This window comes from Yoonia sp. R78084 (assembly GCF_044595625.1).
In the GTDB taxonomy this organism is placed as follows: domain Bacteria; phylum Pseudomonadota; class Alphaproteobacteria; order Rhodobacterales; family Rhodobacteraceae; genus Yoonia.
Map to the genome: position 1 here is coordinate 1,744,275 of NZ_CP138993.1, position 26,704 is coordinate 1,770,978.

Annotated in this window: 23 protein-coding genes and 1 pseudogene; 10 read left to right on the plus strand and 14 right to left on the minus strand. The window is 58.4% G+C overall.

The annotated features are described in order from the left end of the window. The first annotated feature begins 39 nt into the window (after window positions 1–39). The 3 genes from surE (at window position 40) to SJY29_RS08940 (ending at window position 2,722) form a co-directional block, all read left to right on the plus strand. Window positions 40–825 (plus strand): 5'/3'-nucleotidase SurE, encoded by a 786-nt coding sequence (gene surE, locus SJY29_RS08930; RefSeq protein WP_400081979.1) that lies wholly within the window; start codon window positions 40–42, stop codon window positions 823–825. After that, window positions 822–1,463, plus strand: coding sequence for a protein-L-isoaspartate(D-aspartate) O-methyltransferase (locus SJY29_RS08935; protein ID WP_055292419.1), 642 nt, complete (start codon window positions 822–824; stop codon window positions 1,461–1,463). Before surE ends, SJY29_RS08935 begins: the two co-directional genes overlap by 4 nt. Window positions 1,464–1,525: 62 nt before the next feature. After that, the gene (locus SJY29_RS08940) at window positions 1,526–2,722 is read left to right on the plus strand and encodes a peptidoglycan DD-metalloendopeptidase family protein (RefSeq protein WP_400081982.1); all 1,197 of its coding nucleotides are present in this window, start codon (window positions 1,526–1,528) and stop codon (window positions 2,720–2,722) included. Window positions 2,723–2,756: 34 nt separating this feature from the next. Here the strand turns inward: SJY29_RS08940 and SJY29_RS08945 are convergent, their stop codons facing one another. The 4 genes from SJY29_RS08945 to SJY29_RS08960 are packed head-to-tail and all read right to left on the minus strand — an operon-like array spanning window position 2,757 to window position 5,245. Further along, the gene (locus tag SJY29_RS08945; RefSeq protein ID WP_400081985.1) at window positions 2,757–3,599 is read right to left on the minus strand and encodes an ATP-binding protein; all 843 of its coding nucleotides are present in this window, start codon (window positions 3,597–3,599) and stop codon (window positions 2,757–2,759) included. Then, window positions 3,596–4,579, minus strand: coding sequence for a twin-arginine translocase subunit TatC (locus SJY29_RS08950; protein ID WP_400081988.1), 984 nt, complete (start codon window positions 4,577–4,579; stop codon window positions 3,596–3,598). Before SJY29_RS08950 ends, SJY29_RS08945 begins: the two co-directional genes overlap by 4 nt. Beyond that, on the minus strand, window positions 4,576–5,001 hold the full coding sequence (gene tatB, locus SJY29_RS08955; protein WP_400081990.1) for a Sec-independent protein translocase protein TatB: 426 nt from the start codon (window positions 4,999–5,001) through the stop codon (window positions 4,576–4,578). The genes SJY29_RS08950 and tatB overlap by 4 nt, the downstream gene beginning before the upstream one ends. 31 nt (window positions 5,002–5,032) lie before the next feature. Further along, a complete protein-coding gene (locus SJY29_RS08960) occupies window positions 5,033–5,245 on the minus strand; it encodes a twin-arginine translocase TatA/TatE family subunit (protein WP_110279141.1) in 213 nt (70 codons plus the stop codon). Between the two features lie 206 nt (window positions 5,246–5,451). Between SJY29_RS08960 and SJY29_RS08965 the strand changes: the two genes are divergently transcribed. Further along, window positions 5,452–6,111 carry a YafY family protein gene (locus SJY29_RS08965; RefSeq protein ID WP_110279453.1) on the plus strand — a complete coding sequence of 220 codons (660 nt, stop codon included), beginning with the start codon at window positions 5,452–5,454 and terminating at the stop codon, window positions 6,109–6,111. Here SJY29_RS08965 and SJY29_RS08970 read toward each other — a convergent pair. The 5 genes from SJY29_RS08970 to SJY29_RS08990 all read right to left on the minus strand — a co-directional run bounded on the left by SJY29_RS08970 (window position 6,108) and on the right by SJY29_RS08990 (window position 14,801). Next, the gene (locus SJY29_RS08970; protein WP_400081994.1) at window positions 6,108–6,836 is read right to left on the minus strand and encodes a hypothetical protein; all 729 of its coding nucleotides are present in this window, start codon (window positions 6,834–6,836) and stop codon (window positions 6,108–6,110) included. The genes SJY29_RS08965 and SJY29_RS08970 overlap by 4 nt on opposite strands. Then, window positions 6,830–7,648, minus strand: a complete 819-nt coding sequence (locus tag SJY29_RS08975; protein ID WP_400081997.1) for a sulfite exporter TauE/SafE family protein — start codon at window positions 7,646–7,648, stop codon at window positions 6,830–6,832. The genes SJY29_RS08970 and SJY29_RS08975 overlap by 7 nt, the downstream gene beginning before the upstream one ends. An 11-nt stretch (window positions 7,649–7,659) precedes the next feature. Then, the gene (gene dusA / locus SJY29_RS08980; RefSeq protein ID WP_400081999.1) at window positions 7,660–8,655 is read right to left on the minus strand and encodes a tRNA dihydrouridine(20/20a) synthase DusA; all 996 of its coding nucleotides are present in this window, start codon (window positions 8,653–8,655) and stop codon (window positions 7,660–7,662) included. Window positions 8,656–9,054: 399 nt separating this feature from the next. Beyond that, window positions 9,055–10,731 carry a tannase/feruloyl esterase family alpha/beta hydrolase gene (locus SJY29_RS08985; RefSeq protein WP_400082002.1) on the minus strand — a complete coding sequence of 559 codons (1,677 nt, stop codon included), beginning with the start codon at window positions 10,729–10,731 and terminating at the stop codon, window positions 9,055–9,057. Between the two features lie 671 nt (window positions 10,732–11,402). Then, complete coding sequence (locus tag SJY29_RS08990) at window positions 11,403–14,801, minus strand: ExeM/NucH family extracellular endonuclease (RefSeq protein WP_400082005.1); 3,399 nt, start codon at window positions 14,799–14,801, stop codon at window positions 11,403–11,405. A 173-nt stretch (window positions 14,802–14,974) separates the two neighbouring features. Here SJY29_RS08990 and SJY29_RS08995 point away from each other — a divergent pair. Next, a pseudogene (locus tag SJY29_RS08995) lies at window positions 14,975–15,723 on the plus strand (IS6 family transposase). A gap of 116 nt (window positions 15,724–15,839) precedes the next feature. On the opposite strand, the gene SJY29_RS09000 reads toward SJY29_RS08995, so the two are convergent. Together SJY29_RS09000 and SJY29_RS09005 are read right to left on the minus strand one after the other, a co-directional pair. After that, a complete protein-coding gene (locus tag SJY29_RS09000; RefSeq protein WP_400082007.1) occupies window positions 15,840–17,813 on the minus strand; it encodes a TonB-dependent receptor domain-containing protein in 1,974 nt (657 codons plus the stop codon). 159 nt (window positions 17,814–17,972) lie between these two features. Next, window positions 17,973–18,989 carry an MBL fold metallo-hydrolase gene (locus tag SJY29_RS09005; RefSeq protein ID WP_400082010.1) on the minus strand — a complete coding sequence of 339 codons (1,017 nt, stop codon included), beginning with the start codon at window positions 18,987–18,989 and terminating at the stop codon, window positions 17,973–17,975. 187 nt (window positions 18,990–19,176) lie between these two features. Between SJY29_RS09005 and SJY29_RS09010 the strand changes: the two genes are divergently transcribed. Then, window positions 19,177–20,106, plus strand: coding sequence for a LysR family transcriptional regulator (locus SJY29_RS09010; RefSeq protein ID WP_400082012.1), 930 nt, complete (start codon window positions 19,177–19,179; stop codon window positions 20,104–20,106). A gap of 19 nt (window positions 20,107–20,125) precedes the next feature. Here the strand turns inward: SJY29_RS09010 and SJY29_RS09015 are convergent, their stop codons facing one another. Next, window positions 20,126–20,428, minus strand: a complete 303-nt coding sequence (locus SJY29_RS09015; RefSeq protein WP_400082015.1) for a DUF2218 domain-containing protein — start codon at window positions 20,426–20,428, stop codon at window positions 20,126–20,128. 130 nt (window positions 20,429–20,558) lie between these two features. Here SJY29_RS09015 and SJY29_RS09020 point away from each other — a divergent pair, with 130 nt between their 5' ends. The 4 genes from SJY29_RS09020 to SJY29_RS09035 are packed head-to-tail and all read left to right on the plus strand — an operon-like array spanning window position 20,559 to window position 24,093. Then, window positions 20,559–21,464 carry a siderophore ABC transporter substrate-binding protein gene (locus tag SJY29_RS09020; RefSeq protein ID WP_400082018.1) on the plus strand — a complete coding sequence of 302 codons (906 nt, stop codon included), beginning with the start codon at window positions 20,559–20,561 and terminating at the stop codon, window positions 21,462–21,464. Between the two features lie 7 nt (window positions 21,465–21,471). Beyond that, window positions 21,472–22,404, plus strand: coding sequence for an ABC transporter permease (locus tag SJY29_RS09025; RefSeq protein WP_400082021.1), 933 nt, complete (start codon window positions 21,472–21,474; stop codon window positions 22,402–22,404). Then, window positions 22,397–23,341, plus strand: coding sequence for an iron chelate uptake ABC transporter family permease subunit (locus SJY29_RS09030; protein WP_400082023.1), 945 nt, complete (start codon window positions 22,397–22,399; stop codon window positions 23,339–23,341). Before SJY29_RS09025 ends, SJY29_RS09030 begins: the two co-directional genes overlap by 8 nt. Next, a complete protein-coding gene (locus SJY29_RS09035; protein WP_400082025.1) occupies window positions 23,338–24,093 on the plus strand; it encodes an ABC transporter ATP-binding protein in 756 nt (251 codons plus the stop codon). Before SJY29_RS09030 ends, SJY29_RS09035 begins: the two co-directional genes overlap by 4 nt. 742 nt (window positions 24,094–24,835) lie before the next feature. On the opposite strand, the gene SJY29_RS09040 is transcribed toward SJY29_RS09035, so the two are convergent. Then, entirely contained in the window at window positions 24,836–25,795 is a 960-nt protein-coding gene (locus tag SJY29_RS09040) for a fumarylacetoacetate hydrolase family protein (protein ID WP_400082028.1), read from the minus strand. Further along, window positions 25,792–26,703 (minus strand): NAD-dependent epimerase/dehydratase family protein, encoded by a 912-nt coding sequence (locus tag SJY29_RS09045; protein WP_400082031.1) that lies wholly within the window; start codon window positions 26,701–26,703, stop codon window positions 25,792–25,794. The genes SJY29_RS09040 and SJY29_RS09045 overlap by 4 nt, the downstream gene beginning before the upstream one ends. Between the last annotated feature and the right edge of the window lies 1 nt (window position 26,704).

Consider the following 26,704-nt stretch of genomic DNA (forward strand, 5'->3'; position numbering starts at 1 on the left):
CACGGCTTAGGAACGTGGCGACAGTAAAAAGGCGGCGGCATGCGCATTCTCATCACCAATGACGACGGCATCAACGCACCCGGGCTGAGGGTCCTGACCGAGATCGCCCATGAGATCGCAGGACCAAAGGGCGAAGTCTGGACCGTGGCCCCTGCCTTTGAGCAATCGGGTGTCGGCCACTGTATCAGTTACACCCACCCCACAATGATCACGGAACTCGAACCCCGGCGCTTTGCGGCAGAAGGCTCGCCTGCGGACTGTGTGCTTGCAGGGATCCATGATGTGCTGAAGGATCAGGCCCCTGATTTGATCCTCTCAGGCGTCAATCGGGGCAATAATGCCGCTGAAAACACGCTTTACTCCGGCACGATCGGCGCGTGCATCGAAGGGGCGCTGCAAGGCGTGCGTTCCATTGCTTTGTCGCAGTTTTACGGCCCGGAAAATACCAATCTGGAAAATCCATTTGAGGCCGCAGCGGCGCATGGAGCAGAAGTTGTGCGAAAGCTTATGAACGACACGCTTTGGGACGATGCGGATTATCAGGTTTTCTACAACGTGAACTTTCCCCCCATTCCTGCCGAAAAGGTCAAAGGCATGCAGGCCACGACCCAAGGGTTCCGGCTCAACACACGTTTCCGCGCCGAGGCACAGACCTCGCCCACAGGGCGTAAGTTCCTGTGGGTCCGTGGCGGCCCCCAGCATGAGCCGACAGGCCCCGGAACGGATGCCGCAGCCAACCTTGACGGCTATGTCTCGATCACACCGATGCGTGTGGACCTGACTGACTACACAATGGTTGAGACCCTGAAAGACGTGCTCAAGTGACATTCGATGCCGCCACCAAGATGCAGTTCCTCTACGCCTTACGCAGCAAGGGCGTGACGGACACGCGGGTGCTGACAGCGATGGAACAGGTCGACCGCGCCGATTACGTGAAGGGCACTTTCGCGGATCGTGCCTATGATGATATGCCGCTGCCGATTGCCTGCGGACAGACCATCAGCCAGCCCTCTGTTGTGGGGTTGATGACGCAGGCCCTCCAGATCACCCCGCGCGACAAGGTTCTCGAAATTGGCACAGGATCAGGGTATCAAGCCGCGATCCTCAGCAAACTGGCACGGCGCGTCTATACGGTGGATCGCTATCGCCGTCTGGTGCAGGCCGCGCGCGCGGTATTTGAAGCCAATGATATCACCAACATCACGGCTTTCACCGCCGATGGCAGCCACGGGTTTGCCGAACAGGCCCCCTTTGACCGCATCCTGCTGACCGCCGCAGCAGAGGACCCCCCGGGTCCTCTTTTGGCGCAATTGCGGGTCGGGGGGATCATGGTTCTGCCTGTCGGTCAATCCGACGCAGTGCAAAGCCTGATCCGCGTGACGCGCACGGAAACAGGGCTCGAATACGATGAATTGCGCGCTGTCCGCTTTGTGCCCTTGCTAGAAGGGCTCGGACAAGAGTAAACTACCCCAAAATATAGTATGATCCCATAGATAAGGGGCGACTTAGGCAAAGGAGCGGTAGGATGGCGAACAGGAATTACCCTGTAAGACGCATTGCATTGACAGGGATGACATTGGCAGCACTCGCGGCATGTGACGGCTTTGACGCCGACCTGCGTGATATCGGCAACGGATTTGATACATCCGCAGCGGTACAAAGCCTGCCCGGCAGGCCGCGCCCCGATGATCGTGGCGTGATTTCCTATCCCAATTATCAGGTTGTTGTGGCGCGCCGCGATGACACCATTCGCGGCATTGCGATCCGGCTGGGGCTCGATGCCGATGAGTTGGCGGAGTATAACGGGATCGGGCCTGACGTGATCCTGCGCCGCGATGAGATCATCGCCCTGCCGTCGCGCGTCACCGAACCTTCGCCTGCCACCGGCGCCATCGGCACCGGACCGATCCAACCGCTTGATGTTACGGCTGTGGCTACAACAGCGCTTGACCGCGCTGATGCGGCTGGCACCGTGACGGCCACGCCAATTGCGCCGGCAGCGACGACCACCGCCGCACCTGTCGTGCGCGGCACCGAGCCAATTCGCCATCAGGTGCAGCGCGGTGAAACCGTGTTCTCGATCTCGCGGCTCTATAACGTCCCTGTCACCAACATCGCTGAATGGAACGGTCTCAATACCGAATTCACAATTCGCGAGGGCCAGTATCTGCTGATCCCGCAAGGCGGCAGCGCGCCTGCACCGGCGGCAGCCTCTGCGGCTGTAACAGCCCCGGGCGTTGGCACCGCGACACCTGTACCACCGAGTGCAGCACTCCCGCTGCCAAGTGAAACGCCAGCCGCCCCTGTAGCCGCGGCCGTCGTTCCCGCGACGCCGGATCTGGGCACGACAACAGCACAGCCCGCAAGCAGTGACGCGCGCTTTATCATGCCGATCCAGGGGTCGATCATCCGCGATTACGCGCCCGGCACCAACGAAGGCATTGATATTGGCGCATCCGCCGGATCGGACGTGCGGGCCGCCGGTTCGGGCACCGTTGCCGCTGTAACCACAGATACCAGTGGCGGCGCGATTGTTGTGCTTAAGCACAGTGACGGCCTGCTGACAGTCTATACACAGATGGACAATCTGACCGTCAGCAAGGACGACAGCGTGTCACGCGGTCAGGTGATCGGCAAGGTACGGGCCGCAAACCCCAGCTTCTTGCACTTTGAAGTGCGCCGTGGCCTGCAAAGCCTCGATCCGAATGATTTCCTGCAATAAGGGCCGAGCCACGTAAGGTGGATCATGATCCACCTTACGAAAGGCTCACACCGCGCCTGCCGGCCAGGTCCGTGAAATACTGCCAGGCCACCCTGCCCGAGCGGCTGCCACGCGTGGCCTGCCATTCGATGGCCTCGGCCCGCAATGTCGCGTCATCAATCGCCACACCATAGGCATCGCAATAGCCGCGGATCATCGTCAGATACTCGTCCTGATCGCAGGGGTGGAACCCGAGCCACAGGCCAAAGCGATCCGACAGCGATACCTTCTCTTCCACCGCCTCTGACGGCGAAATCGCGGATGAGCGTTCGTTCTCGATCATATCCCGTGGCATGAGGTGCCGCCGGTTGGATGTCGCATAGAGCACGACATTATCAGGGCGCCCTTCGATCCCGCCATCCAGAACAGCCTTGAGCGACTTGTAATGTGCATCGTCGTGCCCGAACGACAGGTCATCGCAAAACATGATAAACCGCTCAGACGCGCCGCGCAGCAGGTTGAGGCAGCGGCCGATGCTGGGCAGGTCCTCACGCTGGACCTCGACAATCTTCAATCCCGCATAATCTGCATTCACAGCGCCATGTACCGCTTTGACAAGGCTCGATTTTCCCATTCCCCGCGCACCCCACAACAGGGCATTGTTCGCAGGCAATCCGGCGGCAAACTGCACCGTATTGGCCATCAGTGTGTCGCGCGACCGGTCAACGCCAACCAGCAGTTCAACACCGACGCGGTTCACCCGCGCGACAGGGACAAGGCGATCAGGATCAGGATGCCAGACAAAGGCCGAGGCCGCGCCGAAATCAGGGGTGCCGATGGGGGCCGGACTGATACGCTCAAGCGCGGCAGCGATCCGTTTCAGGGCCTTCTTGCTCACCCTTTGGTACCCTGATCAGCCGCAGCCTCGCCATCTGACAGATCATCCTCGTCGATGTCAAAGAGGCTCTCGTTTTCGCCAATGATGCCTTCAGCACGGGCGGCGCGGTCTTTCTTGCGCTCGACAGCAGCGACCAGATGGATTGAAATCTCATACAGGCCATAGACGACGACAAAGAGGATCAACTGCGTCGTGACATCAGGTGGTGTGACAAGGGCGGCAACAATCAGGATGCCGACAACAGCGTATTTGCGCGTCCCGCGCAGGCCGCGCGAACTGGCCAATCCGGCTGATCCCATCAGGGTCAGCAGCACAGGCAGCTGGAAACAGACGCCAAAGGCCACGATCATTTTCAGCGTGATATCGAGCGTCTCGTTCACCTTGCCGTTAAAGACAATATCGACACCCTGTTGGCTCAGATCAGGCGCAACGCTCGGCAATGACAGCCCGCCGCCTGCCCCCGGCAGAAGGGCGCTTCCGGGGTTGGGCACGGCCTCTGCCGCGATGGCCTGCACGAAAGAGGGCAAATCTGCAAAACCAAGGAAAAACGCCATCGCCAGCGGGACGACGATGTAATGCGCAAAGGCCGCCCCGATCAGGAACAACACAGGCGAGGCGATAATGAACGGCAAAAACGCGTTCTTTTCATTGCGGTAAAGGCCGGGCGCCACAAAACGCCAGAGCTGATAAGCGATCACCGGAAAGGACAGCGCCAGCCCGCCCACAACCGAAATGCGGATCAGGGTAAAGAAATACTCTTGCGGCGCCGTGTATTGCATTACCGGATTGGGGTTGCCCAAGGACCGCATGGTGCGCTCGATCGGCCCTAGCAGAAAATCCAAGAGCGCGCCGCCAAAAGAGAAGCAGATGATCATGCCCACGAGGAAAGCCATCACGGAATAGATCAGCCGCGAGCGCAGCTCGGTCAGGTGTTCCAGCAGCGGCGCTGCGCTGTCTTCAATCTCGTCTTGGGCGCTCATGTCTTGGCCTCTGGTGCGGGCGTCTCGGGTTTGGGGGCCTCAGCCGCGGCCTTCGCGGCGGCCTCTTCTGCCTCACGCGCCTGGCGGGCAAGCGCTGCATCACCCATCGCCTTGCTCATCTTCTCTTTTGCGGCCTGACGTTCGGGCGACAAAGGTGTCTCGGTGACACCGGTCGCTTCCTTGATCTTGTCGACGCCGAATTTCTTGGGGTTGGCTGCCGCATTCAGCGTTTTGGAGATATCCTTGACGCCTGAATCATCGGCGGCCTGCTCCATCGCGCGCGAAAACTCGCGTGCCATCATCCGCGCCTTACCGGTAAATTGCCCCATCGTGCGGAACAAACCTGGCAAGTCCTTGGGCCCGATCACGATCAGGGCCACAATGCCGACAACAAGCAATTCGCTCCAGCCAAGACCAAACATCAGACGCAGTCCTTATTATGCGGCAAAGCGATCAGACTTTGTCTTTTTCTTCTGCAGGGGTCACGTCTTTGGCCTCGGCCATGCCGTCCTCGATCTCTTTCTTGCCGTCATCAACGCCCTTCTTGAACGCTGTGATACCTTTGCCGACTTCGCCCATCAGGCTGGAAATCTTGCCGCGGCCAAACAGAACCAGAACCACAACAGCGATCAAAAGAAGGCCGGGAAGGCCGATATTGTTAAGCATGTCTCTTCTCCTATAGCGCGGGCGCGCCCTGCGTCATTTCGTTCTCTATTTAGGACAAATAGGGCCGGATGCGCGACAAGGGAAGCGGGAACTGGCAATTTTGATGGCTTGAAGAGCCTTTTTTGCAAGGGTTTTTTGATACTTGTGACAAAAACTTGTCAGTTGCCAGAAAATTGACAAAACTGGGCCGAATCGAAAGGAAAATCATGCGCCGCGCCGACCGTCTCATGCGTCTTGTCCAAATCATGCGGGACGGATCACTGCACCGCGCCAGTGATCTCGCGCAGGCAACCGATGTGTCGCTGCGCACGATTTACCGTGACATGGAAACGCTCGCTGCATCCGGTGTCCCGATTGAGGGCGAACGCGGGATCGGCTACCGCGTGACCGCCGCCATCACCCTGCCACCGCTGAACCTGACCATGACCGAGGTCGAGGCCCTGCATCTGGGACTAAGCGCCGTGATCCAAAGCAACGACCCCGAGCTTTCTTCGGCTGCCCGCGCCCTTTCGGGCAAGATTGATGCCGTAATGCCCGAAGACCGCGGACGCGCACCCAGCGGCTATGGCTTTGCAATCTATCCGTTTGCCGATGCCGCGCGGGGCTTTCAGCATCTGCCGATCCTGCGTCAGGCCATGCGGACGCGGCAGAAACTGGAACTTGTCATGGACAACAAAAAGCGCATCGTGCGGCCGCTACAGCTTGATTACTGGGGCCGCCTTTGGACCTGCGTCGTCTGGTGTGAAACCACTGCGCAATTCGATGAAATCAGGGTCGACCAGATCACCAGCCAGCGTATTCTGCCAAGCCTCTTTGTCGACGAACCTGGTAAATCGCTGAAGGATTTCAACCGGCTCAAGGCCTAGAGCCAGTCCGCAAAATCGATCTGCGGCCGAAAATAGGCGACCATACGCATCTCGCCATCTGCATCCTGCGTCCAAGGTGCGACACCATGCAGAATATGACGATCAAGCAAGACCGCCTGACCGGGTTCGGCAACAACTTCGACCCTGTCACAGGTCGCGAAAACCTTGCGGCGCGCATCCTGATAGACCTCGGTGACATCCACTTCACCCCATTGCGCAGGCGGGATACCTGCAAAAGCCGCACGGAACGCCGCACGCATGATGTCTTGGCTGCCGCGCCAGACCACTAGCGGGCTGGCACGCACCTCATCAAGCGGCAGTCCCAGAATAAACCCGTGTGGTTCGCGCAGATGCCGCCGCTTTTGCGGCCCTTCCGGCAAAAGCCCGTCCACATGCGCGGCATCACGATCCCGCCGGAACCGATGTGCAGCGTCACTTTCGCCGGGGTCCTGTTGCGGATACCCCGGAAAAACAACAGAAAGCTGCGCGCGGTGCCAAGTGGGCGGCGCCTTTACGTGGGCTTGCCAAGCACCCGCCAGAGGCACGCCACCGATGCTCCCGTCAGGGGCATTGGGCAAGGCATCGACCCCGACAAACCAAGTGTTGCCATGGCGCCGATCGGCACCACCGGCAAGCACCTCGATGGCGGCCAGTTTTGCAGCCGCGACCCACCGCGCCACCGCAGGATCATGCGGAAAGACGCGAAAGCCGTCCGGCCCTACCATCCCAACGCTTTACGCAACATATTCAGCGCAACCAGGATCAGGAAAACACCAAAGATACGCTTGAGTGGTTTGGCATCCATCCGGTGCGCCAATGCAGCCCCCCATGGTGCCGTAATCAGGGTCATCGTCACCACCAGACCGAAGGCAAGAAAGTTCACCGCTCCGATGGTAAAGGGCGGCACCACAGCGATATCGACCAAGAGAAATCCTATGACCGAAGGGACTGCGATGATGACACCGAACCCCGCAGCCGTCGCCACAGCGCGGTGGATTGGCACGTTGAACAATGTCATCGTTGGCACGCCGAAAGAGCCTCCTCCAATACCGACAAGGACCGACAAAAACCCGATCACCGGAGAAATGAGCGCCCGCAAGACCCCACCGGGCATTTGTGTTCCCAGACGCCAGCGCTCGCGTCCAAAAGTGATATAGGCACCCACAAAAACGCCCAGCACGCCAAAGATCGCTTGCAACGTCCCCGAGCGCAGCGATGTCGCCACAAGCACGCCGACAACGGCACCGATGGCAATACCAGCCCCCCAGCCCTTCAAGATTGCCCAGTCAACGGCGCCCTTTTTGTGGTGTGCCGCAACCGAGCGCAGCGACGTCACAATGATCGTCGCCAATGAAGTGCCCAAACAGATCTGCATCAGTTCGGGGCTGTCATAGCCAAGCTGGCCAAAGACATAGAAGAACGCCGGCACAAGGATGATACCTCCGCCCACACCGAAGAGGCCCGCCAACACGCCGGCAACCGCACCCAGCACCAAAAGAAGGCCCGCCATTGTGGCCAGCAGCATCACATCGTCCATATATTTTTCCTTTAGGCCGCGAGCCGCGTCACGTGTTCGAGGGCGGTCAAGACAACATCCGGCCCTGCCCCGTCGACATGGGCGTTCTCGGACAAATGCCTGCGCCAACCCCGCGCACCGGGGCGGCCCTGAAACAGCCCCAACATATGGCGCGTGACCTGCCCCAAACGGCCGCCCTTTGCAAGGTGATCCGCGATATAGGGCAACATCAGATGCACAACCTCTTCGGCTGTCCGCCCTAAGGGATCGTCAAAGATACGCGCATCCGCCTCGAGCAGGATATCCGCAGGTGTATGATAGGCCGCACGCCCGATCATGACGCCATCCAACCCGCGATCGAGGAAACCCACCGTATCGTCCAATGTGGCAATACCACCATTGACGCTGATATGAAGATGGGGAAATAACCCCTTCATTTCCATCACTAAATCATAATTCAATGGCGGGATGTCGCGGTTCTCTTTGGGGCTGAGCCCTTGCAACCACGCCTTGCGCGCATGCACCGAAAACCTGTCCACCCCCGCCGCCGACACCTGCGCCAGAAAGTCGGGCAGCACCAGAGCCGGATCCTGATCATCCACGCCGATCCGGCACTTGACGGTCACAGGAACGCGGACGGCCGCGATCATCGCGGCGACACATTCGGCCACCAAAGCGGGGTTTTCCATCAAGATGGCGCCAAAACTGCCTGACTGGACACGGTCGGACGGGCAACCGCAATTGAGGTTGATCTCGGCATAGCCAAAGTCTTCGGCAATCCGCGCCGCTTGCGCCAGCTGCGCCGGATCAGACCCGCCCAACTGAAGTGCGACAGGCTGCTCGCGCGCATCAAACCCCAACAAGCGTTCTTTGTCGCCATGCACCACAGCCGGTGCCGTCACCATTTCCGTGTAAAGCAACGCGTGCCGCGACATCAGGCGGTGGAAAAACCGGCAATGGCGGTCCGTCCAGTCCATCATGGGCGCGCAAGACAGTCTCGCTGCCGCGGTGGCTGCGTTGTTGGGCATTAATCGATCTCCTCGGGCACGCCAGAACCTAGGACGACCCATAGTGCACAACATACGCACATTGTGCCCGCCCTGCCACCCTGCCCTGTGAAACGACAAGCATTCGGCGGTAACAGGGCCGGGCTGCCTCCGATCCTACTTCTGGACCTTTACTGGTCGTGTTTCAAACCTGGATCATCCTCATCCGCGACGCGCTTCGGAAAGCGGACGTTCGCGCTTGGTGCGGCGAATGACTGTGACGAGGCCAAAGCGTGTTACTCTTCGACGTCAACAAGGGGCCCATGTGCAAGTTCCGACCAAAATCAGCGAAACGCTTCTCACTTTAACTTGCAGAGACCGATCAGCGCCTTAGCCTACGTGAATGCGGCTGGGGCGCTCACTTCAAGTCTATTCCGAATTTTACCGACATTCGAAGCTTTCGGCACGTTCGATGTCGCCACCTGTATAGAACGCGCTGGCGGGATAAAGGCACAGCGGACGGCTGCGGGTCGCCGACCAGTTTTCGGGCACGTCTGCATTTCGGGCATCCGGTTGTGCAATGATCACGTCAGGCGCTTCTCCACGCTCAACCCAAGCAACGATTGCATCAAGGCCATCATAGCTTGACGTCGATGGCCCACCGGTTCCATGGCCCATGCCAGGAACAAGGAAGAACCGCGCAAGTTCTTCAGCGCTGCCACTGTACTGTGCATCAAGTTCTTCGAACCAAGCTGCTGTATCTTTGGCAGAGAACACCGGATCCGATACACCGTGAATGACGAGCAATTTTGCGCCACGGTCGCGGATCGTATCCAGATTGGTCGGATCAGGGGGCGTCATAAACTCCCACGCGCTTTCGGTGTATGTCTCGTCGCTGGCATAGATCGCATCCAAAGCTGCGCCAATGTCTTGCGATGTGCTGAAAGCATACGTGCTCTCAGGGTCGGGCTGAACCGGCTGCGGCGGTGTCATGAAGATATAGCTGAGCGCGACCGCATCGCGGCGGTTGTCGGTCGAATATTTAAACTTCCAATCCGCCCAATTTTGCGATGCAATGCCGCTATCGAAATACCAGTCACTGTAGATGTCGCGCCCGTCGGACGTCTGCCCACCGGCAAAGACCCGCTGCAATATGTCGATCTGGGCCACTGACAGACAGGTCCCGTCGCGGTTCCCCTCGCAAACCGGGATATCGCGCATGGGACTGAACGCATCCTGACAGGCAAGCGTGTTCAAAATCATGCCATCTTCGATTCCATCAAGTGCGTCGCACTGGCCATTCATCGCATCTGCGATGACCTGTCGTTCGGCACCAGTCAGCGCTGTCGCAAGTCCCGTGTCGGGATCGGTCGGCGTTGCGAATTCGGTCGCAACGTCGTCCCACTGTTGGGCACCCCAGATTTGATACAATGCTGCTCTGGGCAGTTTGACACCCGGATACAGCGCGAGGAACCCATCATATTGGGCGCCATAGCGCGCGGCTGCGACCATCGCATGACGCCCCCCGTTGGAGCTTCCTCCGATATAAGAGCGGTCTGGCCCCCTGCCATACGCCGCCTCGATCAGGGCTTTGGCCATTGGGGTCAGGTAACCAACGGCCTGATAACCATAGTCCAAACGCGCCTGTGGATCGACACCAAAACTGGCTGATCGCGTTGGATGCCCTGCGTCAGAGCTGATGACCGCAAACCCCTTTTGCAAACCCGTCTCTTGCGGGCTGCCAATGCGCCCGACAGCATCAGCGACGTTTCCATCAACGCCCCCGTTGGCCTGATACAGAAAGCGGCCGTTCCACTCTGTGGGCAAACGCATCTCGAATATTGATCCGTAATCAGCGCCATCGATTGGGCCGGTGCGATCATTCATTTCGCCGGTGACGAGGCAATATTCCGGGTCTCCCTCTGCTGCTGCGACACGGCTAACCTCTGTCAGAACAGTGTTTTGAAAATCAAAATCAGCAGCCAGTGTTTCACAAACCTCAAGAGAAGAAGGCGAGGCCGCCCCCAATGTTGGCAATTCGTCGCCCGACGCAGTTGAGGCAATAACAACCGACGCGGTCAGCGTCGCGAGTGACACATTCCAATTTGGCTTTTTCATAGTCTTCCTCCCTAGTGCCGGAATTTCCCCTCCATTCGTTGGACCATCCGAGCATTTGAATACGCAGCGTTGGCTCCTCCAGCCCTCGCCATCCTAGCCCCCCGTCCTCCGACTTGCCAACTTAGCTTCAGGTGGGATGTTCGATGACCATACTAACCGCTTCCGCCAAAGCAACTTATAATTGTTTACAATGGCAACTCTGCTCGTTACTGAAGTCGACCTGTTTCCTAAGGCGAGCGTTCGCACGATCGTTTCGAAAGCTCACTTTGTCCTGCGTCCTTCGAGGTCATGCCGGGCGCAGCGAAAGGACGGTTTTGCATCGACCGTTTTCGACTCGTTTGAATGACTGGTTCGGTGCAAATCGCTGCGCCGCCAAAATTTCCGTGTTGCGCGTGCGTGGAAATGCTGCATGAGCGAAGCGGGAAAAACGAAGGTCTGTTTTGTCCCGCAAAGTAGCCAGAGACGTTGCCCCGGCAAAAGGCCCAGCCCTCCGGCACGAACCGGAAAAAGCGCTCTTGCATTGAGCCGCAAATTTCTGGTGCGGCCAAGCATCCGAAATTAAGGGAATCCCACAAGAAATGATGCAATCTACACGATCGCGCAGCAGAGCACGCCTTTCTTCGGCACCTTCCACCGCGTGAACGTTAAAGTGGCATCATTGCTTTTGGCACTCAGACAAAAACGAACTCGTTCTCGAAAACGATATCATCAAAGTCGGACACACCCTTGAGATCAATGATGTCGTTGCCCCCCGCCAGTGTAATCCGGACGGCGCCATGGGTCTCGCGGATATCAGCGATTTCAGCGCCGCCAAGGTCGATCACGTCCTCCGTGACATCGAAATCCATGATGATAGTCTTATCCCTTGACCCGTCTTCAGCCAAAGCTGCCGAGAAGACGAACGTATCCGCGCCTTCACCGCCCCATGTGATGTCGCGTTTGCCATTGCCACTGATGATGATGTCATCCCCGGCTCCGGCCAAGACCAGATCGTTGCCATCTCCACCGTCGATTTCATCGTTTCCGCTGCCAGCCAAGATTTTGTCCCGCCCGCGCCCGCCGCTGATCAGGTCATCCCCTGAGCCTGCAAAGATGAAGTCTCTGCCATTCATGCCGTCAATCTCATCCCTGCCTTCGGTGCCGAACAGGAAATCTCGCCTGTCCGTTCCTGCAATCTGGTTATAGACCGGATCAAACTGGAACGAGACGATCACCGGATCATGGTCGGAGTTGCGGTACGCACTGTCGCCGTCGAAAAGCGACGGATCGCGCCCAAAATCGAGGTTGTAGTCGAATGCATCGGCCTCATCGGCATTGATATGCCATTCTGTCACCCCGACGAGGTTGTCGGCGAGGGCTCCATTGGCAAGGGCGTAGTCCAATGTGCCGATCTGGCCGTCAAACACGAAGGAATAGGCCTCATTACCCAACTCTGCCGCCGCCAGATCAGCAAAGCCTGCATCGGCCAGCACTGTCAGCGGATCTTCCTGCGCATAGGCGTTCAGATCGCCGAGGATCAGTGTGTTCTCTGAGCCTTGGCCGGTCGGGTCACTGTTCAGCCAAGCGGCAAGAATATCGGCGGCCTCGGTGCGGGTCGCGTTGTTGTTGCCCTGACCGTCCCCCTGATCCTCATCAGCCGCCAGCCCGGACAGCGACCCTTTGGATTTGAGGTGATTGACCGAGATCGTGATGGTCTGGCCGGTATCGAGGTCCTCGAATGTTTGCGCGATTGCGGGACGGTTCAGGTCGCGGCCAGCGTCCAACGGGTCAAGGAAGTTGCGCCCGTCAAAGGTTTCGAGGATGGCCATGTCACCCCGCAAGCCAACCTCGTCCACCTTGTAGATCATGCCGTTGGAAATCGCATCGCCACCAACAAATTCCTGACCCGGATCGACAAAGGCATAGACCTCTGACCCAAGTGCGGCGTTGACGCGATCCACGATGTCTTTGATCGCGAATGTGTCGCCTGCAAAATCGTTCTCGATTTCGACCAATCCCAGCACATCCGCGTCGATGGCGATAATGGCGTTCACAAGTTTGTCCGCTTGACGTTCAAACTCTTCTGCTGTGTCAGCACCGCGCGGGTCAGACCCGTTGTCGGTTGTTACACCTGGCGCATCAATCGTGGTGAAGTAATTGAGCACGTTCAGGCTGGCGACCTTGAAATTGCCGCCAAGGTCTTCCGGGGTTTCCGGACGGGGATTGCCCTGCTCATAATCACCTTCGGGTGCATGGATGCGAAATTCGTCAAAGCCATAGCCGACGACACCTTCAATCGACGAAATCGTATCGCCCATGCGGAAAACATCATCAGCGGTCAGAACCCCGTCGTTCCCGTCAATGATGTTCAGAACGTCAGGGTTCTGCCCCGACAGCGCGTCATCCAGTGTGATCTGGCCCGCGGCCAGGTCCTGCAGGTGCTGATCGTATCCTGCGACATCCGGCGCGTTGTCTTGGGTAAATTGCACCGGCCGTCCATCGGCGCTGACGGTGTATTCGCCAAAGCGATCCAGATTGAACAGTTCTGAAACCGTCATATCCTGCGAGATATTGACCAGCATGCCTTCGTAGGCTTCCAGGTTGGCGACATAATTACCGTCGTCATCCAGCATCACGCTGGCGGTCGGGAACGTCACCTCAACTGCATCGGGCAACATCTGGTCGGTATCAAGCACAGCGACCGTTGTGGCCGTGATCTGTGTCTGACCAAAGTTCTCTGTCACGGTGCCTGTGATTTCCACCAGATCACCAACGTTGACATCGACCAATGGGGCGGCACCATCGAAGATAAAGATCCCTTCCGAGGTCAGGTCATTAAAATCGTAGTCGATCTCTTCTTCCTGAATGTAGAACCCGTTCAGATCGCCCATGCTGCCGAACAGACCATCCTGAAAGTCGGCTGTCACAATGGCGCGCACCGTCACGGTTTCACCTTCGAGCGCACTGCGGTCATCCACGCCAATCTGCGCCATATCACCGGTGCCGCCACTGCCCTGAATTTCACTGATCAAAGTGATCTCAACGGGAGGTTCAACTGTGTTGCTGGCGCCCGGCGTGGGTGTTTGGGCGACAAAGTCACCCGTTCCGTCAGGTTGGCGCGCGATTGCGTCACCGGTTGAATTTCCATTCGCGCTTTCGTTGGCCTGTAAGGTCTGGCCAAGTGCCGTCAACAGCTCGGTGTCGTCGGCATCGTTTGTGCCGTAGACAATCGCATCCAGCAGGTTGTCCGTCGTCGCCGCAGTAGGCGCAGGGCCATCATAAAGCGCAACAGCATCCGCGCCATTTTGCAATCCATTGGTTGTGAATGCGATCAGATCGACGTTGGGCACATTAGCAGACCCGATCACAAAATATCCATCTGCATTGGTCGAAAACCCGTCGAGCGAGATCGTGTCATAGGCCGCATCACCGTTCCCGTTGTAAAGAACGACCGTCAGACCATCGAGCGCGGCATTGCCGACGCCGCCATCGTAGATCTCGATGAACTCTGCACTGTCGGTGCCGTCCTGGTCGGCGTCAATTTCGTTGATCGTGAATGTTGGGTCGGTCACAACGTCTTCAAAGGATGCGGTCGGGAAGGGCGTTGTCGCAGTGGCATTGCTGACCTGATTGTCAAAGGCGTTTGGGCCGGAAAAGCTCCATTCTGCAATATCGAAAACGGGGCTGGCGGTGGCACCCGGATTGCGCGCAGCCCAACCATCAAGATACTCCCAAGGCTGGCCGCTGCCATCGACGTTGACGTCGCCAAAGAGGTCGATCACTGAACCGTTCTGATAAAGCTCAATGGCGTCATCGCCGTTGATCGACAAAGCACCCGCCGTGTAGTCGGGCGCAAATCCCATGAATTCGGTAAAACCCGCGACTTCTGACGCGACATAAAGATATGTTCCGGCAGTGACAGCAACGCTGGGAAAGGTGAATTCCTCACCGTCCGATCCACCGCCATTATTGGCTGAGCCGATGCCATAGATCGAAAGGTCGGCGATGTCCTTGGTCACGAAAATCTCGACCGCTTTCGGCAATCCGCCGGTGAGCGGGCCATCCAAGACGCCTGTAATGATCAATGACATAATAAAATTCTCCCAAATTGGTGGTCGCGCTTGGGGCGAAATATATCCACGATTATGCGCGTGATAGATGCGCGAAGTAACAGATAAGTAACTGGCGAACAGATGGACAGCTTTGTTGCAAACCTTTGCTTGTTTGGGAAAACTGACCGGGCCGTGATCGGCGGAGTTTAGCTATGAAGGATTTCAAAGGGCGTCATTTCACTGATGAAGTCGTACTTTGGGCGGTGCGTTGGTATTGCCGCTATGGCATCAGCTATCGCGACCTCGAAACCATGATGGCCGAACGTGGCCTTCGGAGTTATCACAGCACGATCCACCTTCGGTTGCAAGAGTAAGCCGCCGAAATGGAGCGCCGCATGCGTTGGCAGTGGCGGCGACCAATGTCTGACAACTGGCGGTTTGACGAGACCTATATCAAGGCCCCTGGTCAAGTGGGCCTACCTGTATCGAGGGGTCGACAAGCTCGGCTGCACCATCGATTTCTATCTATCTTCCACCCGCAACACCAAAGCCGCTAAACGCTTTCTGGGCAAGGCTTGGAAGGTTGGGATTAGCCGCGCGTGATCAATACTGACAAGGCCTCGCCTATGCCTCCGCGTTGGCTGAGCTGAAGAAGGAAGGCAAATGCTCGAAGGATGTTGAACACCGGCAGCTCAAGTATCTGAACAACGTCTTCGCAGCGGATCATGGCAAGCTGAAACAGCTGATTAAACCGGTGCGTGGCTTTAAGACGATGAAAACAGCCGACATCACGATCAAGGGGTTTGAGGTGATGCGCGCTTTACGAAAAGGCCAGGCCAGGGCTTTCAATCTGAAACGCGATCCTATCGGCAAGAAACGAATGATTGAGCGGGCTTTCGGTGTTGGCCCCCGCGTCATGTCAGAGGCCATGGCCTTCATCGAGCAGCAACGCGCTGCATGAGCCCGCAAAACGACAGTACAACTCCGTCCTCATCAACCGTTTGCAACAGAGCCAAAAATACGCCCAAACAACTTAATAATGCCGCTAAAGTGTATCAGTCTATTCCCACACTCAGTTCAGAATTCGGTTGAGATACCAAGCAGGACGGTAAGCCCGTTTTTCGCCGATCCGTGATCTTCGTTCGTGATCCTTGTATCGGTGACGTTGAACAGCGCGCCACGGAAGGTGAGCGTGTCGTTAAGACTGTAGGTAAGGCCCAGGTCTAGCGTGTTGTAACTGTCGTACTCTTCGACCACCTTTGCCCCGCGTACGATGCTTGCCATGCTGCTGTCGCCGACGTGGTTGGCAGCTGCCCAAAGATCGAGACCTTCTACCTTGCTTTGCCAGTCGAGCCGCAGGCTCGCCTGGTGCAAGGGAGTACGCGCGAAAGGCTCGCCCTGCAGGTCACCGGTTAGCTGTTCGGACTCCGTGTAGGTATAGCTGCCACCGACCTCAAAACCATCTAAGACGGCATGGCTTGCGGTGATTTCAATCCCTTGTGCGCGGGCTTTGCCAGTGTTGTACCACTCGAAAAGGTCGGTCTGGCCGCTAAACTGTGTGCCGGTGTCGCGACTGTCGATGCGATCTCGAAAGTCGGTTTTGTAGGCCACGATACCCGCCGTCGTTAGACCGTTGTCGAAGCGCAGTCCTAATTCGTAGCTTATGCTTTGTTCTGGTGCGAGGTCAGGATTGCCAGGTACGACGGCCTGTGTGCAGCTTCCGCCGGTACAGGAATAGTAGTCCGCGACCGATTCCCGAAGTTCGGGCGTCTTGTAGCCGGTCGCAATACCGCCAGCGAGGACGAGGCTATCATTCAAGGCATAGGTTGCATAGGTTCGCGGCGTTAGCTTGCCGCCGAAGCGTTCATCCTGAGTTAAACGAGCCCCGAAGGTGAGCGTAAAACGGTCAGTGACACTCCAGACGTCCTCGCCGAACAAGGCCCATTGGGTGTTTTCAAACGCGGTGTTGTCGGTTTGCCCAAGGCCAAGGTTCTGGTCGGTTATCTCGGCGCGCAATATCTGCAGACCAAAGGTCAGCGCATGGTTGCCGTACCAATCACGTTCATCCGATGCCTTGATGTCAAGGGTCGTTGTAGCGATCTCGGGCTTGCGATCGGTGCGTGATGTCGATGTCTCGCGTTGGGCTTCTTCGCGCGCCAGCAATGCCGTGATGTCCCAACTTTGAAGTACACCATCATAGCCAAGCGAAGTCGTTTGGCGCAGGTCGTCGAATTCGGAGACACCGCGTGCGATGCTATCGCTTTCGCGGTTCATGTCGGTCATGCCGAACTGTAGGAAGACCTCATGATCCTGTGCGGGAAGCCAGGTCAGCCGCGCAGTGTAGTCATTCACGCTGCGCGCATCGGCACCTACAATGGCGCCGTCTTCGATCCGGGTTGAACCCTCGCGATCAAGCCGCCTACCCCAAACCTGCAATCCGAGCGTTTCGCCTCCGATAGGGCCGCTGAGGTAATAGGATAGTTGCCGCTGTGCGCTGTCTTCTTCATCAGACGGGGTTTTCATTTCGACCGACACCGAGCCGGTCCATTCTGGGGCGACTGGCTTGGTGATGACATTGACAACGCCACCGATCGCGTCAGAGCCATAAAGCGAGGACATCGGACCGCGCACGACCTCGATCCGTTCGATGGCCGATACGGGCGGGATGAAATACTGGTCCACACCGCCGCTGCCATTGGTGCGCGACTGGCGCGAGTTGAGCCGTTGCCCATCGATCAGAAGCAGTGTGTATTCCGATGGCATCCCGCGGATGAAGATGTTCTCAGCATCGCTGCCGCCTGCGACAGCAACGCCGGGTACGCCGCTTATTGCATCGGTCAGATCGGTCAGCCCTGCTGCCTCGAGCTGTTCGCCAGTGACGACGGTCACGCTGGCAGGCGCGGTCAACGGATCAACTGCGATGCCCGCAGCCGACAGGATCAGTGTCCCCAGATCGAAGGGTTCGGCCTCTTGTGCTGCGGCGTGATTGGAAAGGGAAGACAGCGCAAGGCTGGCAATGGTTGCATAGATAGAAGTGGCTGCGCCGCCCATGATAGACCCTCGTTTCTGTATGAAATGTCTGGGTGTCGCGCGCAGAGGGCGTTGCCTGGATGATGTAGGGTGACTAGTCCAGCAGTGACGCTGTCGGCAAGCAGACGGGACAATCGGAGATATTAATAACCGTGTTTAGGTATAGGTTTAGCTTATCGCTTAGGGTCCTTCAACTTCGATCCGTGCCCCCTGTGCCAGCGCGCATTGCTCAAGCACGGTGAAGAGCGCTAATCCCTCTTCTCCGGAAACGAAAGGGTGCGCTGTGTCCGGCGCGCGGTCTGTCAATCGCGCGAGCTTTTCAAGTGTACCGTCGCGCCGTGGGTGGGCCGAGAGCAGGACATCGATTCCTTTCTCCCGCGCGATGGCGCGCGCCTTTTGGGCGGAATCGGCGTATTGCCGGAAAATGGACGCAAAGCGCCCAAAGTTAAAACCGGTGCCACCCCAAAGTAGAGCGCGGTGAACGCGGTCACCGTCATACAACTCAAGGACTGGCGAGATCGTGCCAGGGGTATGTCCAGGCGTGACAAAGATTTGCAGCGTCGATTCGCCAAATGACAGGATCTCTCCATCAGTCACCACACCACCTAGCTTTGGAGGCGGTCCGAAGCGGGGATGTACGCCGAAGCCTGCCACGAGATCCCAATCTTCCTGCGTCATAAGGATATCAATGCCAAGCCGTTCTGCGACGAGATCAGCGCCGCCATAATGGTCACCATGGCCATGCGTTACCAGAACCGCCTTGATTGCGGCCGGATCTATCCCTGCCTCGGGCAATCCTTTGAATACATATTCCTCTGCTTCGGCATCGTTGTTCAGTCCGTCGATGAGGATATATCCTGCGGGCGAACCGTAAAGGAAGGCCACCACTGACTCTGTGCCAAGAATCCAGAGATTGTCAAAAATCTGTGTTGGTGGAATTGGTTGCGGGCCGAAACTGCGCTCCCGCTGCTGGGTCGAACCTGCAGGGCGCGGCGCGCGCTCACGTGGAGCGTTCACGTTCCGGATGCGTGCCTCAAGATCGCAAAGCGACGCATAGCCTGGAAAGTCTGTTGCTGCGTCAAGTCCATTGCGCGCGTGCAAAAGGGCCTGATCCATCGTTGCCTGCTCTTGCTGTGCCGGAGCATTTTGCGCAGACAGGAGAAAGGCCAGGAATGTAAAGATGAAATGCTGTCTCATTTCCGAAGGGTCCTTTCCCGCAATTGATCTTGCCGCTTTCTCGCGGTTTTTACCCGCATCAAAGGGATATTGGATAAGCGGTCCATCAGCTATTGTTTCGCCTCACCGCCGTGATAACTTATTAAAATAGTCGATAAGAAAGCTGCATGTCTTGACTCTCACTGCCACCGCCCTGCGCAACCGTTTCATGCTACGCGCCAAGTTCCGCCATATGCAGATACTCGTCGCCCTTGCCGAACTGGGCAGCATGCGGCGTGCTGCGGCGGCGCTTCATATGACGCAACCAGCCATCTCACAGATGGTCGCCGAGCTTGAGAGGCTGATCGATACGGATTTGTTTCATCGCCATGCCCGAGGCGTGGTGCCCACCGCTGCCGCGAAGGAACTGCTTCCTGCAGCGCAGTCGATCTTGTCGACCCTCGATGACGCGGCAGAGCGCATGTCAAGCCGCATAGAGTACGGCGATGGGTTTATCCGCATTGCGGCGACCCAAGCAGCGGCGGGAGCGATGCTTCTAGGACGTCTCGAAGAGTTCAACCAACGATTTCCTGATACGCATCTGCAGATTGTCGAACCCGTCATCGAAACAATTGCGTCAGGTCTTGCCTTAGGTGAATTTGACGTGATCTGCACGCGCCGGCCGCTGGTGGTTCCGGAGGGTTGGCAATTTGTTGACTGTGTCGAGGATCGACTGACGGTGATCGCACATCCGTCGCATCCGCTTGCCGGACAGGGCAAGGTGGATGCTCGCGCGTTCGGTGAGGCCGTTTGGCTCGACCACCGTGTCGGATCCGCAGCGCGCGCACGGCTCGAAGATGCCTTCAAGCGACATGGTTGGCCCGTTCTCCGGCTCTGCCGGATCAACGCACATATCCCCGAGCTAACGCGGGAGCTGCTTGAAGGTGGTAGGCGCCTGTCGCTCATGCCGCGTTCGATCATGTTGCCTTGGTTGCAAAGCGGAGAGTTGGTCGAGATTCAATCCGACTTGACACAGACCCAACCCTTTCTTGGATGTCTTTGGCGACCTGAGACAACTGTGAAGGCGGTGCAGGATGCCGTCCTGTTTCTTCAAGAGGCCGCATTGCAGATCGACCGCCCGCCCACCGTGACTGCGTAGGGTTCGCCTTTACAATTGCTCAGGTTGCAGAATTGGCGCGCTTCCAGTCCATGCCGTCGAATGCTTCGCGAAAGGCAAAGCGCTTGAGGTGGTGGTCGATGATGTGACGTGCACGCTCCAACCCGGCCTCGTCTTCTGCGCTGATCTCGACCAAGAGCGCGGCTTCGTCAGCTGTCAGGCTTGCTGGTCCGGTCGGTAGGGCGGCACTGCCTTTGCGGTCGTCATACTCCACTGATATCTTGTGTGCGAGGTGTTTGCAGAGTTGCTGCAGGTATTTCGATCCATGAGGCGTCTCAAAGCGGGCGGTTTCCACTATCGGCATTTAACATCCTTTCCGACTATTTTTGTCAGAATATGACTTGCAAGCATAGAGTGCAATCCGTAAACCTGCCCAAACTACGCTCAGCCACGCCGAGAGCCAGCCACGCGCCAAACTCAAAGGAACTAGTGTTATGCGCATTACTCTTCTCGGTGGCTGTCTCGCAATCGCGATGGCTCTACCGGCATTTTCCCAGGACGTGACTATCGAAACAGCGCTCGGGCCCACGACATTGCCCGCCAATCCCCAAACTGTGGCGGTCTTCGACATTGCAGCACTTGATACGCTTGCCGCCCTCGGGATCACTGTTGCCGGAGTCACTGACAAAGTATACCTTAACAGCCTTGCCCCGGTCGCGGCACAGGCAACAGTCATCGGAACGCTGTTCGAGCCGGATTTCGAGGCGCTGGCGGTTATGCAACCTGACCTCATCGTGGCGGGTGGCAGATCTTCCACTCAGATCGAAGCCCTGTCAGGTTTCGCGCCTACCATCGACATGACGATCTCAGGCGAGGCCATTGGCGCGCAGGCACGCGCGCGCATTGCCGCTTATGGCACTCTCTTCTCTGTAGAAGACAGGGCCGAGGCGCTTGCTCAATCACTCGACACCAAGTTCGCAGAAGCTCAGGACGCTGTAGCAAATAAAGGCGATGCACTCATTCTGCTGACAAATGGTGGCAAAATTTCCGCCTATGGTGCCAATAGCCGCTTTGGTTGGCTGCATGCCGAGATCGGCCTGCCCGAGGCAGTCGAGGGGCTCGAAACCGAAACACATGGCCAGGCGGTCTCCTTCGAATTTGTGGCGGAAGCCGATCCCGACTGGTTATTGGTGGTCGACCGCGGTGCCGCCATCGGTGCCGAAACTGAAGCAGGTGCTGCGACGCTGGACAATCCGTTGATCGCAGGGACTAAGGCAGCACAGAGCGGGCGCATACTTTATCTCGACGCTACACCGCTTTATATTGCCGGCGGCGGCGCGTCTTCAATGATGCAAACGCTTGACCAGATAGTCATGGCCTTCGGCGCCGACGGCAACTGATCAAACGATGTACCGCCTCTGGCTTCCAGCAGCGCTGGCCATGCTCATCATGGCGAGCCTCGCGCTTGGTGCGGCTTCGCTGTCTGAAGACGGCGGCTGGCTGCTTATGGTCAGCCGGATCCCGCGTACGGCCGCCGCGCTGCTGGCTGGCGCGGGGCTCGCACTTGCTGGGGTCGTTGTGCAGCAAGCGGTGCAGAACCGACTGGTAGAGCCGTCACTGACCGGCACGCCAGAAGCGGCCATGCTGGGCCTGCTAGTGGTCACGCTGGTGATGCCGGGGCTCGCCGTGGCGGGTAAGATGCTTGTCGCCGCCGCTTCTGGGCTTTTGGGCATGGCGGGGTTTCTTCTGCTTGCTGATCGCGTGCCGCGCCAAGATCCGATGCTCCTGCCCATCGTCGGACTGATCTATGGCGGGATCATCGGCGCTGCAGCCACCTGGTTTGCCTGGTCAGCCGATCTGATGCAATATCTGGGCATCTGGATGCTGGGCGAATTTTCTGGCGTCATGATGGGGCGATACGAATGGCTGTGGGCGGTCGCGGTTCTGGCTGCGCTACTCTATGCCAGCGCCGACCGCATCACCCTGCTGGGTCTCGGCGAACGGCAGGCGCGTTCGCTTGGCCTTGATTACGCACGGACGCGGGCGCTTGGCCTGACAATCGTTGCGGCGCTGACCGCGCTCGTACTTGTCACTGTGGGCGCCTTCCCCTTTGTAGGTCTCGTCGCGCCGAACCTGGTGTCGCGCTGGCGCGGTGACAACCTGCGCGCCAATCTTCCTCTTGTGGCCGTAGCGGGCGGGGCGCTGGTTCTCGCAGCCGACGTGATCGGGCGTTTGATCCGCTACCCCTTCGAGATTCCTGCCGCCACGGTCTTTGCCGTTTTCGGAGCGGCCGTTTTTCTTTGGCTTTTACACGCAGCACCGCGCCGGTCCCATGGCTGAGCGGCGTCTGTTGTATCTTTGGCTTGGGCTTGGCATTTGTGGCGCAGGCTTGCTGGGGTGGCAGTTGCGCGCACCCTATGGCGTTATCCTTGAATTGCGTGTGATGAAGCTGGCCGCACTGATTTGCGTGGGGGCTGCCACCGGAGCAGCAACTATCCTCTTTCAGACTATCACAATGAACCGGCTGCTGACGCCGGGTATCGTGGGTTTTGATGCGCTCTTTGTGCTGATGCAGACACTGCTTGTGGCCACACTGGGCGGCGTGGGATTGGCGCAGATCCCCGGCATGTTCAGATTTACGCTTGAGACGCTTGTGTTGGTCATCGCGGCGACGGCGCTTTTTAGCCTGCTGTTGCGACGCGATGCGGGCGATGTAACCCGGATGGTCCTGACCGGTGTCATCATTGGCGTGCTGTTGCGGGGGCTAGCAGGCATGGTGCAGCGACTGCTGGACCCCTCGGAATTCGCCGTCGTGCAACAGGCAATGTTCGCCTCTTTCGGGTGGGTCGATCCCGAGCAGCTTGCCACTGCCGCGCTGTGCCTTGGTCTGGCGATGATCGCTGCGCTGCGCATGGCGCCAGCGCTGGATGTGGCGGGGCTGGGGCGCAGCACGGCACTGGGTTTGGGACTTGACCATAACCGTGTGGTGATCGTGACGCTAATGCTGATTGCGGTGTTGGTCTCGGTCTCGACCGCACTGGTGGGGCCGATCACCTTCCTTGGCCTGCTTGCGGCCAGCCTCGCGCGACAGATCACAAATACGCATAGGCATGCCGTGCTGATCCCCGCCGCAGCGCTGATCGGGGCACTCATCCTTGTTGCTGGGCAGTTCGTATTTGAACGCCTGCTGCACCAGCAGTCAGCGTTGGCAGTGGTGGTGGAATTCCTGGGTGGGATACTGTTCCTCGCCCTCGTTCTGAGAAAGGTACGCACATGATCACGGTTTCAAAGTTGACTTTGCGTGTCGGTTCGGCCGAAATCCTGCGCAGCATCGACCTGTCCTTGCCAGAAGGCGGGATCACTGCGTTGATCGGCCCTAACGGTGCGGGCAAGTCAACACTGCTGCATTGCATCGCTGGGCTTCTGCAACCGACGTCGGGTAAGGTGAGGATCGACAGGCTTGACCCGTTTGCATCTTCAGGACCGGAGCGCGCGCGCGCCATTGCGCTGCTGCAGCAATCACCCACGGTGATCAGCCGCCTGACCGTGCGCGAGCTTGTAGCCTTCGGGCGCTGGCCGCATCATCGCGGACGTGCCTCGCAACATGATGCGGAGATCGTTGAAACGGCGCTTTCTGCCTTCGGGCTTCATGATCTGGCCGCACGCCAGATCGAAACGCTTTCTGGCGGTCAGCGCCAGCGCGCCTTCATTGCGATGACCTGGGCGCAGGACACGCCGTGGCTCTTGCTGGACGAGCCACTGAACGCGCTCGATCCGCGCCATGCGCGCGACCTCATGGCGCGTCTACATGAGTTGTCGCGGGGCGCCGGCCGCAGCGTCGTGATAGTGCTGCACGACATAAATGCCGCCGCTGGCTGGGCGGACCGAGTCGTTGCCCTGAAGGACGGGCGGGTCGTGGCACAGGACGAGAGCCGCAAGATCCTAACCCCCGTAACGCTTGGCGCGGTCTTCGATACACCGTTCGAGGTACTGCATCATGCCGGTCGCCCCGTGGTGGTCGCGCGCTGAGTTTAGCGCTACCTGGTCGAGGTAGGCCTTGACCGAGCCATGTGCCTGTGCGACCGCCGCGACGCAGCATCCACCAGCGTTTTTCCCGTGCGGTGACAGTGAGTTTAGCCGATTCAGGTCGAGTTCAGCATTGGCGACCGTTGCATTATTCGAAGCATTTGGTCACGTTAATGCTTTTGAGGTCGCGCATATCCCGGAAGTCACTTTTCAAGCACCATCGTTTTCCGCGTGACTTCATACTTTGCGCGGTCTGATGGTAACCGCGATACCCGCTGTCGGCATTGCCAAGCTGGTTGACTCTGGTCGCAATTAGCTTGGGAAGGCAAGATGACGTTTGGTGGTGCTGGAAAGTTCAAATACCGTTGCACACCCCATGCAAATACGCGTGGTTTGATTACGATCTCCTAGTTCCGCGCTTGATATCTTCGATAGGCTCGCCGGTTCGGCAGGCCTTTTTTGAGTCGTTGCATTGCCCCGCATTTTGTGTGCCTGATCAGTTTGCCGCACAAGCGGCCCTCTGCAGCGCCGATCCTTGCCGCATTAAATGATCACTTCGGCGATATACGCCGCTTAATAATTGGCACCTTGCTGAACTCGCAAAGGACCGCTCCGTTAGAACTAGTCACAACTGCAAAAGTCCGCTTGCGACCGCAACCAGATCATTGACCACGCGCGCAGTGAAGGTCGGCTTTTACCGGTCACGGCATCAGCCACCAATATCGCGCGGCGAAGCTGCGTGGCGTCACCCGCGCACGACTTTTTGTTCGATCGGTCCAAAGAGCGGGCCGCCATCGGCGGCGGTGCATTCCATGCGCACATGATCGCCAAAGGACATGAACGGCGTTCGAGGCTCACCATGGTCGACAATTTCGATCCCACGGCGTTCGGCGATGCAGGCCGAGCCGACCTCGCGGTAACTATCATTGGACACGGTTCCGGTGCCAATCATCGTGCCAGCGGGCAAGGCGCGGGAATAGGCTGCATGCGCCACCAACTCATCCATGCCAAACGACATATGGTAGCCTTGCGGTTTCCCGAATGTCTCGCCGTTCCATTGCACATGCAGCGGCAGGTCCACACGGCAGTCGCGCCACGCCACACCCAATTCATCCGGCGTAATCGCAACAGGGGCAACCGAACATTTGGGTTTAGCCTGAAGCCAACCAAAGCCAGTTTTCATCTCGGCGGGAGCCAGTTTGCGCAACGACCAGTCGTTCAGCTGGATCAACAGCGCAATGTGGCCTTCCGTGTTCCGGGTGCCCATCGGTACGGCTGTCGTGATCACTCCGAACTCGCCCTCAAAGTCGATCCCGTCGTCTTCGGTTGGAAACGGCACGTCCTGTGTCGCACTGTAAAATTCATCCGACACGCCCTGATACATCAGCGGCTTGCCGGGGATTTTCTCGGCAATAACTTTGAATGCCTTGTCCATCAGTTTGCCGTGACTGTCATAGGCCGAAGCATCCAGCCATTGCCACGCCCGTGGCAGCGGCGCAAGCGCCCTTGCCGGATCAAACGGCACGCCACCGGCTGCGCAGAGGTCGTCGTATTCTTCCTTGAGCGCCTCTTGCAGGCTGTCCCAACGCTCAAGCGCATCTTGCAGCGTGGTTGCCGCCTTGCAGGGGGCGCTGCGCGTGTTGTCTCGGCTGACAACATGCAGCTCTCCGTCGGGGGTGCCGTTGGGCAGGGTCGCAAATCTCATCTGATATCCTCCATTGCGTCGCGCACAAGCGCGTCGGCATTCAAATCACGGCTGAAACCGAGGGCGTCGGCGGTTTGTGTCACCAGTCGGGGGGCCTGCCCGAACAGCCCGACGACCTCCGCCTCCGGCTGATAGCGCACGGTTGACCGGCTGTCCGGAAAGCGCCGGAACAAGGCCGCCACCAGCTCGCCGTAACTCAGGCAGAGCGCCGGCAGGGTCAGCGCACGGTTTTCACCAAGGTCCGGCATCATCACCGCATGCACAAAATTCCGCGCCACATTGTCGACCGAGGCCAACCATGTCCGGCTGTCTTCGGCCACAGGTAAGGTGATGTCCTCGCCACGCCCCACGCTATAGAAAAGCCGAGACATGAAGGCCGATTTCAGAGCCGCGTCCGCGCCGTCGCGCGCCATGACGCCCGAAGGGCGCAGTGACACCGCGTCCAGCCAGCCGCGTCTTGCAAAATTTGACAGGGCCACCTCGATCATCACCTTTTGCGCACCATAGAGCATGCTGGGCGCGAGCGGTGTGTCATCCGTCACCGGATCGGGCAGCGGTTTTCCAAAGGCGGCAATGGTGGAGGCAAAGACAAAGCGCGTATCCGAGCCTCTTAGCTCCTCGATCAGATCGAGCGTGGCATCGACATTGACGCGACGGGCCAGGCCCGGGTCCGCCTCCGCCGAACCGCCCAGAACGGCGGCAAGGTGGATCACCCCGTCGGCCCCTTTGACCGCCGCGTGCCGAACAGACGGGTCGGAAAAATCGCCCTTGAAACACTGGACCCCAGAGAGATGCTCAAGATTGGCCCGATCGACCGCCCGAACCTCGGCGACATCCTCACGCGCGACCAGGTGGCGGACAACCCTTTGCCCCACAAAGCCCCCTGCCCCGATGACGGTGACGATCATC

What these genes read in the sequence shown, in the direction of transcription:
- SJY29_RS08975 (WP_400081997.1), bottom strand. Translation starts at nt 7,648, where the DNA reads ATGGACGATGTGATGCTGCTGGCCACAATGGCGGGCCTTCTTTTGGTG.
- SJY29_RS09005 (WP_400082010.1), bottom strand. Translation starts at nt 18,989, where the DNA reads ATGAGACAGCATTTCATCTTTACATTCCTGGCCTTTCTCCTGTCTGCG.
- dusA (WP_400081999.1), bottom strand. Translation starts at nt 8,655, where the DNA reads ATGCCCAACAACGCAGCCACCGCGGCAGCGAGACTGTCTTGCGCGCCC.
- SJY29_RS09030 (WP_400082023.1), top strand. Translation starts at nt 22,397, where the DNA reads ATGGCTGAGCGGCGTCTGTTGTATCTTTGGCTTGGGCTTGGCATTTGT.
- SJY29_RS08950 (WP_400081988.1), bottom strand. Translation starts at nt 4,579, where the DNA reads ATGAGCGCCCAAGACGAGATTGAAGACAGCGCAGCGCCGCTGCTGGAA.
- SJY29_RS08970 (WP_400081994.1), bottom strand. Translation starts at nt 6,836, where the DNA reads ATGGTAGGGCCGGACGGCTTTCGCGTCTTTCCGCATGATCCTGCGGTG.
- SJY29_RS09040 (WP_400082028.1), bottom strand. Translation starts at nt 25,795, where the DNA reads ATGAGATTTGCGACCCTGCCCAACGGCACCCCCGACGGAGAGCTGCAT.
- SJY29_RS09015 (WP_400082015.1), bottom strand. Translation starts at nt 20,428, where the DNA reads ATGCCGATAGTGGAAACCGCCCGCTTTGAGACGCCTCATGGATCGAAA.
- SJY29_RS09045 (WP_400082031.1), bottom strand. Translation starts at nt 26,703, where the DNA reads ATGATCGTCACCGTCATCGGGGCAGGGGGCTTTGTGGGGCAAAGGGTT.
- SJY29_RS08965 (WP_110279453.1), top strand. Translation starts at nt 5,452, where the DNA reads ATGCGCCGCGCCGACCGTCTCATGCGTCTTGTCCAAATCATGCGGGAC.
- SJY29_RS09025 (WP_400082021.1), top strand. Translation starts at nt 21,472, where the DNA reads ATGTACCGCCTCTGGCTTCCAGCAGCGCTGGCCATGCTCATCATGGCG.
- SJY29_RS08940 (WP_400081982.1), top strand. Translation starts at nt 1,526, where the DNA reads ATGGCGAACAGGAATTACCCTGTAAGACGCATTGCATTGACAGGGATG.
- SJY29_RS08985 (WP_400082002.1), bottom strand. Translation starts at nt 10,731, where the DNA reads ATGAAAAAGCCAAATTGGAATGTGTCACTCGCGACGCTGACCGCGTCG.
- SJY29_RS09000 (WP_400082007.1), bottom strand. Translation starts at nt 17,813, where the DNA reads ATGGGCGGCGCAGCCACTTCTATCTATGCAACCATTGCCAGCCTTGCG.
- SJY29_RS08960 (WP_110279141.1), bottom strand. Translation starts at nt 5,245, where the DNA reads ATGCTTAACAATATCGGCCTTCCCGGCCTTCTTTTGATCGCTGTTGTG.
- SJY29_RS09020 (WP_400082018.1), top strand. Translation starts at nt 20,559, where the DNA reads ATGCGCATTACTCTTCTCGGTGGCTGTCTCGCAATCGCGATGGCTCTA.
- SJY29_RS09010 (WP_400082012.1), top strand. Translation starts at nt 19,177, where the DNA reads ATGCTACGCGCCAAGTTCCGCCATATGCAGATACTCGTCGCCCTTGCC.
- surE (WP_400081979.1), top strand. Translation starts at nt 40, where the DNA reads ATGCGCATTCTCATCACCAATGACGACGGCATCAACGCACCCGGGCTG.
- SJY29_RS08990 (WP_400082005.1), bottom strand. Translation starts at nt 14,801, where the DNA reads ATGTCATTGATCATTACAGGCGTCTTGGATGGCCCGCTCACCGGCGGA.
- SJY29_RS09035 (WP_400082025.1), top strand. Translation starts at nt 23,338, where the DNA reads ATGATCACGGTTTCAAAGTTGACTTTGCGTGTCGGTTCGGCCGAAATC.
- tatB (WP_400081990.1), bottom strand. Translation starts at nt 5,001, where the DNA reads ATGTTTGGTCTTGGCTGGAGCGAATTGCTTGTTGTCGGCATTGTGGCC.